The 12,931-nt window shown below is 37.3% G+C and carries 10 protein-coding genes and 1 other annotated feature; of the genes, 3 read left to right on the forward strand and 7 right to left on the reverse strand.

Annotated features, from left to right (window positions below; translation table 11 throughout):
• Positions 1 to 14: 14 nt before the first annotated feature.
• Complete coding sequence (gene uidA / locus JVV30_RS10150) at positions 15 to 1,820, forward strand: beta-glucuronidase (RefSeq protein ID WP_204194156.1); 1,806 nt, start codon at positions 15 to 17, stop codon at positions 1,818 to 1,820.
• Positions 1,821 to 1,882: 62 nt separating this feature from the next.
• On the opposite strand, the gene JVV30_RS10155 is transcribed toward uidA, so the two are convergent.
• Together JVV30_RS10155 and JVV30_RS10160 are read right to left on the reverse strand one after the other, a co-directional pair.
• The gene (locus JVV30_RS10155; protein ID WP_204194159.1) at positions 1,883 to 2,272 is read right to left on the reverse strand and encodes a VOC family protein; all 390 of its coding nucleotides are present in this window, start codon (positions 2,270 to 2,272) and stop codon (positions 1,883 to 1,885) included.
• A gap of 36 nt (positions 2,273 to 2,308) precedes the next feature.
• Positions 2,309 to 2,776 (reverse strand): bacillithiol transferase BstA, encoded by a 468-nt coding sequence (locus JVV30_RS10160; RefSeq protein WP_204194161.1) that lies wholly within the window; start codon positions 2,774 to 2,776, stop codon positions 2,309 to 2,311.
• Between the two features lie 259 nt (positions 2,777 to 3,035).
• Here JVV30_RS10160 and JVV30_RS10165 point away from each other — a divergent pair, with 259 nt between their 5' ends.
• Entirely contained in the window at positions 3,036 to 3,809 is a 774-nt protein-coding gene (locus JVV30_RS10165) for an inositol monophosphatase family protein (protein WP_053030284.1), read from the forward strand.
• Between the two features lie 116 nt (positions 3,810 to 3,925).
• On the opposite strand, the gene JVV30_RS10170 is transcribed toward JVV30_RS10165, so the two are convergent.
• The 5 genes from JVV30_RS10170 to JVV30_RS10190 all read right to left on the reverse strand — a co-directional run bounded on the left by JVV30_RS10170 (position 3,926) and on the right by JVV30_RS10190 (position 11,135).
• A complete protein-coding gene (locus JVV30_RS10170) occupies positions 3,926 to 4,669 on the reverse strand; it encodes a cyclase family protein (protein ID WP_204194164.1) in 744 nt (247 codons plus the stop codon).
• 152 nt (positions 4,670 to 4,821) lie between these two features.
• Positions 4,822 to 7,071, reverse strand: a complete 2,250-nt coding sequence (gene metE, locus JVV30_RS10175; protein WP_204194167.1) for a 5-methyltetrahydropteroyltriglutamate--homocysteine S-methyltransferase — start codon at positions 7,069 to 7,071, stop codon at positions 4,822 to 4,824.
• A complete protein-coding gene (locus JVV30_RS10180; protein ID WP_204194170.1) occupies positions 7,068 to 8,906 on the reverse strand; it encodes a bifunctional homocysteine S-methyltransferase/methylenetetrahydrofolate reductase in 1,839 nt (612 codons plus the stop codon). Before JVV30_RS10180 ends, metE begins: the two co-directional genes overlap by 4 nt.
• Entirely contained in the window at positions 8,860 to 10,035 is a 1,176-nt protein-coding gene (gene metC, locus JVV30_RS10185; protein WP_204194173.1) for a cystathionine beta-lyase MetC, read from the reverse strand. Before metC ends, JVV30_RS10180 begins: the two co-directional genes overlap by 47 nt.
• Positions 10,032 to 11,135, reverse strand: a complete 1,104-nt coding sequence (locus JVV30_RS10190; RefSeq protein WP_204194175.1) for a PLP-dependent transferase — start codon at positions 11,133 to 11,135, stop codon at positions 10,032 to 10,034. The genes metC and JVV30_RS10190 overlap by 4 nt, the downstream gene beginning before the upstream one ends.
• A 70-nt stretch (positions 11,136 to 11,205) precedes the next feature.
• Positions 11,206 to 11,611: a binding site (T-box leader), on the reverse strand.
• A gap of 334 nt (positions 11,612 to 11,945) precedes the next feature.
• Between JVV30_RS10190 and JVV30_RS10195 the strand changes: the two genes are divergently transcribed.
• Entirely contained in the window at positions 11,946 to 12,773 is an 828-nt protein-coding gene (locus JVV30_RS10195) for a ParB/RepB/Spo0J family partition protein (RefSeq protein ID WP_204194177.1), read from the forward strand.
• Positions 12,774 to 12,931 lie beyond the last annotated feature (158 nt).

Below are 12,931 nucleotides of genomic sequence, written 5' to 3' on the forward strand. Positions count from 1 at the left end.
AAGGAGGAATGAAGATGTTATATCCAATTAATACAGAAACCAGACAATTATTAGACGTGTCTGGTATATGGAAATTTAAATTAGTAGGCTATAAAGAACATGTCGACGTAAGTCAAGCTTTAGATACAGAAGATGTAATGGCTGTACCAGGTTCTTATAATGATCAAGGCGTGATTCAAAGTATTCGACAACACGTTGGCGACGTTTACTATGAACGTGAGATTATGATTCCAAAGCACCTCAAAGGTGAACGTATTGTATTAAGATTTGGTTCAGTAACGCATCATGCGACGGTTTATTTAGATGGCAAGGAAATCGTGACACATTCAGGCGGCTTTCTACCATTTGAAGTGAATATTACGGAAATCGCTACAACAGGTAGTCATCGATTAACGGTGAAGGTCAACAATATACTGACGCATAGCACATTGCCGGTAGGTAATTATAGTGAACGTGTTGATGAAGATGGAACGGTTACGCCAGTCAACACGCCAAACTTTGACTTCTTTAATTACGCAGGCATTCATCGCCCTGTAAAAATATATACAACACCTCAAACATATATTCAGGATATTGTGATTAACCCAGAAGTTAAACAAAATGGAGAAAGTATAGTGAATTATAAAGTGGATGTTCACGGAAACCGCTCAGATATTGATCGAATTAGCGTAACGATTATAGATGAAGATGGACAAGTTGTTACTCAGAACAATGAAGCTGAAGGTGCAATGTCTATTGATCATCCACATTTATGGCAGCCACTTAATGCGTATCTTTATCACATGAAAGTTGAACTTCTGAATGACGGCGAGGTTGTTGATGTATATACAGAACGATTTGGTATTCGCTCTGTAGAAGTAAAAGATGGTCAATTCCTTATCAATAATAAACCGTTTTATTTCAAAGGATTTGGTAAGCATGAAGATACATTTTATAGTGGGCGTGGCTTAAATGAGGCAGCCAATGTAATGGACATTAATTTGATGAAATGGATTGGTGCCAATTCTTTCAGAACAGCGCATTATCCATATTCCGAAGAAATGATGCGTCTAGCGGATGAACAAGGTATCGTTGTGATCGATGAAACGACAGCGGTCGGTGTACATCTTAACTTTATGGTGGCTTTAGGTGGCCAATTAGAACATGATACTTGGAAAGAGATTGATACACATCAAGCGCATAAAGAAGTCATAGAAGGTTTGATTGAAAGAGATAAGAACCATGCGTGCGTAGTTATGTGGTCAATCGCTAATGAACCTGCTTCTAATGAAAAAGGCGCAAAAGCTTATTTTGAACCATTTGTGGAATTAGCGAAACGTAAAGATCCACAGAAACGACCTGTTACAATCGTTACCATTTTAATGGCACAACCTGATGTATGTGAAGTGCAAGATTTAGTTGATGTATTATGCTTAAATCGCTATTACGGTTGGTATACGCAATCTGCAGATTTAGCAAGTGCGAAAAAAGCACTGGATAAAGAATTAGCACAGTGGTCTGAACGACAACCTAACAAGCCAATTATGTTCACAGAATATGGTGCTGATACCGTTGCAGGTATGCATGCGATTGATGATCAAATGTTTACGGAAGAATATCAATTGAATTACTATAAAGCGAACCATGAAATTATGGATAAATACCCACAATTTATCGGTGAACAGACATGGAATTTCGCAGATTTTGAAACATCAAACGGTATCATTCGTGTTCAAGGTAATAAGAAAGGTATCTTCACACGCGACCGTAAACCTAAAGCGATTGCACATTATTTTAAAGAACGTTGGCATAACATTCCTGATTTCAATTATAAATCATAATGTATGACTTCCTTTTCATTAAAATAGACCTCATAGGATGCATCAATATGCATCCTATGAGGTCATCTTTGTTCTACAATTTGAATTAAATTACCACATGTATCATCAAAAATGGCCATTTTAGCGCTACCCATTGTCGTCGGTTCAACGGTAAAATGAACCCCTTTTTGCGTTAATGTGTCATACGTTTGTTGTACATTGTCCACGCCAAACATAGTAATAGGTATGTTGGCTTCGAATAGACGTTGCTGATAGTCACTTGCAATAGGATTACCATTGGGTTCTAAGACCAATTGGGCACCTTCAGGTTGATTAGGAGACACTAAAGTGAGCCATCTAAAACCTCCGCCTACAGGTTCGTCAATTTTCTTTTCAAAGCCTAGAATATTTGTATAAAATTGTAAAGCTTCTTCTTGATTCTCTACAAAAATACTGTTCGCAATAATGTTCATACGTACCCCTTCAATTTATATAATATGGCGTTTAAATTAGTGGTCTTGTTTCAGAACACGAGCCATTTCTTCAATTTTACCCGCATGTAATGGGACATGAATGGCATTTAATACTAGTAATTCGTTCACCGTTTTGCAACCAGCAATCGGTTGGTCTAATGCTTGAGAGAGTTGCTCGTCAGTTAGTTGACGTACGCGATCTGGAATCGTTTTTAAGTCCTCTTTAATGGATTCAATTGATGGAACGTCTTGTCCACCCCAGTTAGCAGGACTAGAACCATAACCAAATATTGTAGTATATTTGTCGATATCTACCGCATTTTGGCCACCCATCGATAAAGCTGAATCAAAGATTGTTAAGACATGGCCAAATTGCCAATGTAGCGTATTTGGAAATACATCATTGTCTTTATCTAATACTTCCTCAATGTTCCAATTATCATAAACGGACAGTAAGTAGTTCACACCAGTATCAATCACATCATAGACTGTTTTATTACTCATTTTCGTTTCCTCCCACATGTTTAAAGAATTGACTATTAAGCGTCTACCCGTTAAACGTGCTTGTCAATCAAGTGATACGATAGTCTTATTAAAGAAAATGACTAAATGGCAGCGTATTTAATAGATGTTTTATTAGAAAAAATATATAAACTTCATATAAGAACTTAATAGGTTAACGAATCTTAGGTATATTTATATAAAGGATAATGTTAAACCTAAAAAATTAGTTTTTAGATAAGAAAGTAAGAGGTGATAAAAAATGTGCGCAATTCAAGAGATTGATTGTCGTATTGAAGCATGGATAGCACATATTGCACGTAAGGTTGATATGATGTTGAATGATGTGGCGGTTGAAACAAAAAAGCATGATTTAGATTTAGTGACGAATATCGACAAGGAAGTTCAAGCTGATTTCACTCAACTTATCAAAGAATATTATCCAGAACATCAGATTATGGGTGAAGAAAAAAGCAATCATGAGGTTGATATGTACCGTGGCTATGCTTGGGCGATAGATCCTATTGATGGTACAACGAATCTTGTGAAACAACATAAAGATTATTGTTTAATAGTAAGTTTATTCTATGATGGCGAGCCTTTACTAGCCTATACATATGAATTTTATCAACAAAAATTATATAAAGCTGTAAAGGGTAAAGGTGTGACGGTTAATGGCGTGCCACTACGTGTAGACACGTATCATCACCTCAAAGATGCGTTGATTTCTATTGATCCAAAACGTGCGCGTTCCGAGTTATTAAAGGCATTGATTTCAAAATCACATGGCTTTCGATTTATTGGTGCTGGTGGCATTGGTGCGTTGCGAACAATTACAGGGGATTTCGGAGCAAGTATCGATATGGGCGCAAATCTATGGGACATGAGTGCGCAATTATTATATGCGAAAGAGTTAGGACTAATTGTGACAGATATTCAAGGCAATGCTATCGATTTAAATCACGTTAAGGGTGCAATTATTGCACATCCAGATATTCATGAAGACATTATCAATATTATAAAAACGTATCAATAAAATAATCCTGCCACATACCGGCACTTACGCGTAACGGTTGATGTGACAGGATTTTTATAATATTAGGAAAGTTTTGGCTTTGATCGCTCAATATCAAGCCTAAAACATGTCATTGATTAAGGTTTAATCGCAAATGCACGTACTGGGAATCCAGGTGCATCTTTGGGTTTCGGACTAATTGCGTAAATGACCGCACCACGCGTTGGTAATTGGTCTAGATTCGTTAACAATTCAAGTTGGAATGTGTCTTGTCCAAGAATATAACGTTCTCCAACGATATCTCCATTTTTAGCAGTATCCACTGACGCATCTGTGTCGAATGTTTCATGTCCGATTGATTTCACACCACGTTCTTCGATTAAGAACTTCAAGGCATCTAAACCCCAACCTGGTAAATGTTGATTACCTTCAGCATCTTTATTTTCAAATTGTTCAATATCTGGCCAACGTTTTGACCAATCTGTACGTAAAGCGACAAACGTACCGTCTTCAATACGCCCATGTTTCGCTTCCCATGCCTCTAAATGGTCACGTGTGACGATGAAGTCAGCATTTTCTGTAGCCTCTTTTGAAAAGTCTAAGACAATAAGGGGCAATACTAATTCTTTTAAGTCTAAATCTTCTAAGTAACGTTTATTCTCAACAAAGTGAATAGGGGCATCAATGTGTGTGCCATATTGTGTGACAATATTCCAACGTTGCACGTAAAACCCATGTTCTTTAACGGTAAAGAGTGTCGAAACTTCACCTTTTTCAAATTCACTAAAGCGAGGTATTTCTGGGTCAAAGGTATGTGTTAAATCCACCCAAGTTGCTTCTTTCAGTTGATTTAATTGGTTCCATAATGGATAGTTTGGCATGTTTCATACCTCCAATAGTAATAGTTATTTTATGTTATTTTTGGCAGTGGCTGACTGAACTGCTCCATCGCTTTAGGGAAAGCTCGCTTCAGTTCTAGTCATCTGTGCCGGGGCTGTACGACGAAATCACAAGTGATTTCTGTACAGCTCCCCTATGCGGGTTTGTTTTGGTTATTTGCTTCGCGTTTTTTGCGAACGGTATTTACAAGTACAGTTAGAGCGTCTTTAACTTCTTCTTCTTTACGTGTTTTTAAGCCACAGTCAGGGTTAACCCAGAATAATGAACGGTCAATTTGTTGTAGAGAACGATCGATTGCTGTAGCAATTTCATCTTCAGTAGGGATACGTGGACTATGGATGTCATATACACCTAACCCAATACCTAAATCATAGTTGATATCTTCAAAGTCTTTGATTAAATCACCATGACTACGTGATGTTTCAATTGAAATAACATCAGCATCTAATTCATGGATGGCATGAATGATTTGACCAAATTGAGAATAACACATATGCGTATGAATTTGTGTTTCATCTTGGACTGATGAAGTTGCTAATTTGAATGAATTGACTGCATCTGCAAGATATTGTTCATGGTATTCAGAACGTAATGGTAAACCTTCACGTAAAGCTGGTTCGTCTACTTGGATGACTTTAATACCCGCTTCTTCTAACGCTAATACTTCTTCATCAATCGCTAGAGCAATTTGATCTTGAACGACTTTACGTGGCACATCGACACGTTCGAATGACCAGTTTAAGATCGTTACTGGACCAGTTAGCATACCTTTAACAGGTTTGTCAGTTAAACTTTGTGCATATACCGTTTCTTTGACTGTTAATGGCTCAGTCCATTTGACATCTCCGTAAATCACTGGTGGTTTAACAGCACGTGAACCGTACGATTGTACCCAGCCGAACTTAGTGACTAAGAAGCCTTGTAGTTTTTCACCGAAGAATTCAACCATGTCATTACGTTCGAACTCACCATGAACGAGTACATCTAGACCGATATCTTCTTGAATTTTAATCCAACGTGCAATTTCACTTTCTAGGAAATCGTTGTAAGCTTCATCTGAGATACGTTTATTTTTCCAATCAGCACGATATTTACGTACTTCTTGAGTTTGTGGGAATGAACCAATCGTTGTTGTTGGTAAGTCAGGTAAGTGTAAACGTGCGTCTTGTGCTTTTTTACGCTCAGGGAAAGGTGACTTACGGCTTGTTGGTACGCTATCAAAATCATATTCAAGATTTTTGAATGATTGACTTTGGAAACGTTCATAACGTGTTTTGAATTCATCATATTTCGCACTGTCGTTATGATTAAATAGGCGACGTAGTGCATCTAATTCGTCTAACTTTTCAGTAGCGAAACTTAAGCCGTCTTCAATAGATTCATCTAATGTTTCATCATCTAATGATACTGGTACATGTAATAAAGATGATGACGGTTGGATAACGATATGTTTCGCATAGGCTTGTAATGATTCGATTAATTGTTTCTTAGCTTCGATATCTGCCGCCCAAACGTTACGGCCATCAATGATACCAGCATATAATGTTTTAGATGCGTCGAAGTCACCTGCTTGAATTTGTTGTAAGTTATAACCGTGATCATGTACAAAGTCTAATCCTAAGCCACCTACTGGTAATGAACTTAAGAATTTAACATTGGCACGCTCAAAGTAAGTTTGAATGACTAATTTGTCTGCTAAGCCTGCTGTATCAAAGTAGTTATAGGCTTCTCTTGTAATCGCTTCATAGGCTGCGCTCTCATCTGTTACTAATACTGGTTCATCCACTTGGATATAGTCTGCGCCAGCATCAACGAGTGCTTGAATCACTTCTTTATATAATGGTAAAAGTGTTTGAACTTTCTCCTCGAAAGATTGATGACCACCTTTAGACAATTTCACAAACGTAATTGGTCCTACGATGACAGGATGCGCATTGACGTTAAGTGATTTTGCATAATTAAAGCGATCTAATAATACATTGTGATTCACTTTAGGTTCAACGTTATCCCATTCTGGCACGATATAATGGTAATTCGTATTGAACCATTTAATTAAAGCGCTCGCTACATGTTCTTTATTACCACGTGCAATATCAAATAATAAATCATCATTGACTTCGCGACCTTGGAAACGTTCAGGAATGATGTTGAATAGTAATGATGTATCGAGAATGTGGTCATATAGTGAGAAGTCACCGACAGGTACACTGTCTAAATTATAATGCTTTTGTAATAATAAATTTTCTCTGTGAAGATCACTTAACGTTTGATCTAATTCTGCTTTATCAATTTTTTTAGCCCAATAGCTTTCGATGGCTTTTTTCCACTCTCTTTTTCTACCTAATCTTGGGAATCCTAAATTTGAAGTTGTAATTGTTGTCATGATATTGCCTCCTTGTTTTGGGTAATTGCTTTAGAATACGCTGCGAGTTCTAATGAATAATCGATACGTTGGAACGGTGTGATGATGTATAAACCATTGAAGTACTCATGCACTGTATCAATCAATTCTTTAGAGAGTCTCAAACTTAATGCTTTAGTTTTTTCTTTATCATCTTTTACTGCTTTAAATTGGCTTAATACGTCTTCAGACATTTTAATGCCAGGCACTTCGTTATGTAGGAAAAGTGCGTTATTATAGCTTGCGATAGGCATGATACCTATAAATAGAGGGACATTCAGATGTTTCGTCGCCTCGTATACTTCTTTGATTTTTGCTTTACTGTATACAGGTTGCGTAATGAAGTAATTCATGCCTGCAGCTACTTTTTTCTCAAGGCGTTTGACCGCACCGTCGAGTTTACGTACATTAGGGTCAAATGCACCAGCGATGTTGAAGTTTGTATGTTTCTTCAGCGCATCACCATCCGTGTTAATACCTTGATTGAATCTTAATGCTAATTCGGTTAATCCTTTTGAATTGACATCATAGACATTTGTGGCACCGGGTAGATGACCTACCTTTGACGGGTCGCCTGTAATTGCTAAAATTTCGTTAACGCCGATAAGTGATAAGCCAAGTAGATGTGATTGCAAGCCAATTAAATTACGATCTCGACATGTAATGTGTACGAGTGGCTCAATATCGTAACGTTGGCGTATAATACTTGCCGCTGCAATATTGCTAACACGCACGGTAGCTAGTGAATTATCAGCTAGTGTTACTGCATCAACTTTGGCTTCATCGAGTTTGCCGATATTTTCAAAGAAAAGATCTGTATCTAAATGCTTCGGTGTATCGAGTTCGACAATGACTGTCGGTCCATTTTTAACCTTTGTCGTTAAGTTATGTTTATACGTACGCGTCACTGCTCGATTCGTTTGGCGATTAATTGGAATTACTTTTTTATTGGTAACAGGTTTCAAATCTTTGACGGATGATTTGATATAAGCAATGTGTTGTGGTGTTGTGCCACAACAACCACCAATCAACCGTACACCTTCATTTATAAGTTCTTGCGCAACATCGCCAAAATATTGTGCGTTATCACTATATTTAAATTCACTATTCTCGATATCCAGTAAGCTCGCGTTTGGATAACATGATAGGTATGCGTTCTCTGGTAACGCAATATGTGAAAATGAACGTTGCATGTGATGTGGACCGTGGTGACAATTAAGGCCTACAACATTGGCACCACAAGCAACTAATTGTTGTAACGCTTGATTAATTTCGGTTCCATCGACTAAGTAATTCGTATTTGAAGCGGTGAGTTGAGCAATGATTGGAATATCGTACTTACGACGTGTTGTTGTAACGATGTTTGTAAGTTCTTCTAAATCGTAGTAAGTCTCGAATAATAACCCATCAACACCTTCTTCAACGAGTGTATCGATTTGATTTTCAGCATGGTATTGAATGGTGGACAAAGGCAACTCCTCTTGTTGTAAACTTCTAAAACCACCTACTGTACCAAGTATGAAAGTGTCCGGTTGCGCCGCACGTTTCGCAATAGCTACAGCTGCTTTATGAATATCCTTCACTTTATGTTCTAAGCCAAAGCGTTTAAGCTTTTCAAAGTTAGCACCGTACGTATTCGTCTGGATGATATCAGCACCGGCCTCTATATAAGAACGATGTATTGACTCTACTTTCTCCGGATGTGTTAAGTTATATGCTTCTGGACATGTATCGAGTCCCTCTGAATAGAGGGTTGTTCCCATTGCACCATCAGCTACTAAAACGTTGTTCTGTAATTGATTCAATAATCGACTCATTGAAAGCCTCCTTTAATGCGTAGTTAAGGTCAGCAATTAATTCTTGAGGTTGTTCTAGACCTACGCTTAATCGGAATAAGCCAAAGGTAATGCCACGTTCATTTCGAACATCTTCAGGAACAGCAGCATGTGACATCGTGGCAGGATGAGATAAAATGGTCTCAACACCTCCGAGACTTACGGAAACGAGAGGTAACGTTAAGGCATCCACAAAATCTTGTGCCTTCGTTTCATCTTTTAATCGGAAACCGATGACGGCACCACCGCTATTTGCTTGTGACAAGTGTAATGAACTGTTCCCTGGATAATATACTTCGGCAATTTCTTTTCTTTCATTTAAAAATGTGACAAGTTGCGCTGCATTAGCTGTTGATTGTTTAAAGCGAACGGGTAATGTTTTTAAATGTTTGGCTAACGTCCAACTATCATGTGCTGATAATGCAGTACCAGTCCCATTCTGTAAAAGATATAATGCATCTGCGACGTCTTTGCGATTTGTGATGGCAGCACCAGCGATAATATCACTGTGTCCACCTAAAAATTTAGTAGCTGAGTGAACAACAATGTCAGCACCAAGTGCAAGCGGGGATTGACCCAATGGAGTCATGAATGTATTGTCCACTGCTAAAAGTAACTGATGACGTTTCGCAATCGATGCGACGGCACGTATATCTGTAATTTTGAAACACGGATTCGATGGTGTTTCAACGTAGATGAGTTTAGTGTTAGGTTGAATCGCTCGTTCAATTTCCTCAGGGTGTGTGGCATTAACTGTCGTAAATTGAATATTAAAGCGATTGAGAATTTGTTCGGTAAGTCTGAATGTACCGCCGTATACATCGTCAGGAAGAATCACATGATCATTTGCTTTTAGTGTTAATAGCACCGCTGATATTGCAGCAATACCTGACGCATATGCAAATGCGTAGTTGCCACCTTCAAGCTTTGCCAATTTCTCCTCAAGAAGTTGACGGTTGGGATTACCACTTCTGGCATAATCGAATTTTGCATTGCCACCGAGTACCTGTTGGTGAAATGTTGAAGAGTCATAAAGCGGTGGGTTAGCTGAATCGTAATCAACACCTCTATGTTCATCAAAAATAACTTCAGTTTCTTTTGATAAGGTCATGAAATCACTCCTACTTTAGAATTCTCCAGTGCGCGTAAAATATCTGACTCAATATCGTTATAATCCTCAATACCTATGGATAAGCGTATGAGATGTTCATCTATGCCACGTTTATCTTTTTCTTCATCAGGCATATCGACATGTGTTTGTGTGTATGGGAAAGTGATAAATGTTTCGGTTCCGCCTAAACTTTCTGCAAAAATACAAATTTCTAAATTTTCCAAAAATTTAGCAACGCTAAAGTCTTTGTTTAGGCGTAAACTTAACATGCCCGTTTTTCCACTGTATAGAACTTCATCTATAGCATTTGAAACTTTACATCGTTCAGCTAATTTCTTAGCATTTGCTTCTGACCGTTCAATACGTAAATGTAGTGTTTTTAAACCACGTTGTAATAAATAACTATCAATAGGGGACAATGTTGCACCAATCATATTATGCAATTGTCCAAGTTGTTCGGCTAACGCTTCATCTTTCACTGTTACAACACCTGCGAGCACATCGTTGTGACCGCCAATGTATTTGGTTGCTGAATGAAGCACGATGTCTGCACCCTCCTCTAAAGGAGTAGATAGATACGGTGTTAAAAATGTATTATCGATAATTGTTAACAGATGGTGCTTTTGACTCAAGATATAATACGGTTCAACATCAATTTCAATCATTTGTGGATTCGAAATGGGTTCTATGAAAAGTGCTTTCGTATTTGGTGTAATACTGTCAACGACTTCCTGATAATTTAAAAAGTCGACATACTTAAATCTGATACCGTATTGTTTCTCGTAAAAATCAAATAATCTGAATGTACCACCGTATAAGTCGAAGGCGACTAATATCTCATCACCTGGTTGAAACAAGTTACAAATGAGCTGTACTGCAGCCATGCCACTTGACGTAGCAAACGAAGCAATACCACCTTCTAATTTCGCGAAGGATTCCTCAAATGCAGAACGTGTTGGGTTCTTAGTTCTTGTATAGTCGTAGCCTGTTGACTGACCAAGGTGAGGATGTTGATATGCGGTAGACAAATAAATCGGATTGGCTATTGCGCCAGTAACATCTTTAGTTAATGATATTTGTGCTAATTGTGTATCTTTCATGTCAAATCCTCCATCCATTTATAATCCAATAAAAAAAGCTTCCGTCCTTTAAACCCGATATGTATCGGATGTAAAGGACGAAAGCTTGTTTCGCGGTACCACCTTTGTTTATTACTTTATTGCTAAAGTAACCTCAAACAGTACGCCATTATGTGAATAACGTGTACTGAGATGGTAGACGCTAATCCATTCGTTATCTGAAGCTTCGGATAAATGAAAGTCTCCATTAAAAAACTCATTTAACTTGATTACAAGTAAATGAGTATTAACGATGAATAGCGACGTCTAGAATTCCAGTACGCCATTAAACAATAAATGTTAATACTGTATCGCTATAACGGGCGAACCCGTTGACACCTCGTATTGGCATCAACACTCAAAGGCCATTTTCAAACTTTCTTTCAATGTCTCTTCTCAGCTAAGGAGACTCTCTGTATTAGCAGTGTAAGTTCTACTTTCCTTATTACAGTGTGTAATTTGTGTTTTTTTAAGTTAATTCATAGCTTACAGGCCTAATTCATATTTGTCAACAACTTTTCTGAAAATTAAGATTATAAAGTCAAATCAGAAAACGCTTAAAGTATTGATAACATCATAATATGCGCACATAAAAAATTATTTTTTATTTCATCGACCTTATCTACTTGTTAAACCTATTCTATATTTTTTAAAATAGATAAGTGCTAATCAAATGCGTGCCATAATAGTTATAATGAGAAGGTAAGTGAGTTTGTTGTAATCGCATTAAGCCTAGTGCAAAGATAAAGTATTAAATGTTTAGTAAATGTTAGTTGAAAGGGGTGAAAGATAGTGGATCATAAACAAGATGAACGATTGGCCTTAAGTCAAAATGAACAAATTCAAAACGTTGATATTTCTCAAATTAAAGCCAATCCATACCAACCTCGCAAAACCTTTGATGATGAAAAGTTAAGCGATTTAGCAACGTCCATACAGATACACGGTATTTTACAACCTATTGTATTACGCCAAACTGTACAAGGTTACTATATCGTGGTTGGCGAAAGGCGATTTAGAGCATCTCAATTAGCAGGGTTAACTGAAATACCAGCAATCATCAAAGAATTATCTGATTCGGACATGATGGAATTAGCGATTATCGAAAATTTACAACGAGAAGATCTTAATGCTATTGAAGAAGCGGAGAGCTATCAACGTTTGATGAAAGATTTAGGATTAACGCAACAAAAAGTAGCTGAGCGATTAGGTAAATCACGACCTTACATCGCTAATATGTTGAGATTGCTGAATTTGCCACAAGATGTTTCAAAGCAAGTCAAAGAAGGTGCGTTATCCGGTGCGCATGGACGGACATTACTAGGAATTAAAGATGTTAGTAAGATGAAGAAGATAAGTCAACAAGCAATACGTGAAAAGTGGAGCGTTAGGTATCTTGAACAAGTTGTAAATGAACTTCAAGACGGCCGGCAGTCTAAAGAAAGTAAAGAACCAACGCCAATGAAACCCAAATTCATTCAAAAACAAGAACGTCTATTAAAAGAAAAATTTGGCACTAAAGTAGAGATTTCAACGCGTAAAAATACAGGTAAAATAACATTTGAATTTAAATCAAAAGAAGCGTTTCAGCGACTCATTCAACAACTTAATGAAGATTAATGGTACATATCCAAATGTACTGTTAGAATGGGATCTTTGAGTTAGTGAGCAAAGTTATGTTACATTTTAAGCTTTAGAGAGAAAATAATATTGAAAGTAAAGCTTAAGACGGATACATATTGTGCAATAAATGCGTATAATAATTAAATTATAAAATA

Origin of the sequence: Staphylococcus sp. GDY8P47P, from assembly GCF_016892225.1 — a bacterium.
GTDB classification, from domain to species: Bacteria; Bacillota; Bacilli; order Staphylococcales; family Staphylococcaceae; genus Staphylococcus; species Staphylococcus borealis.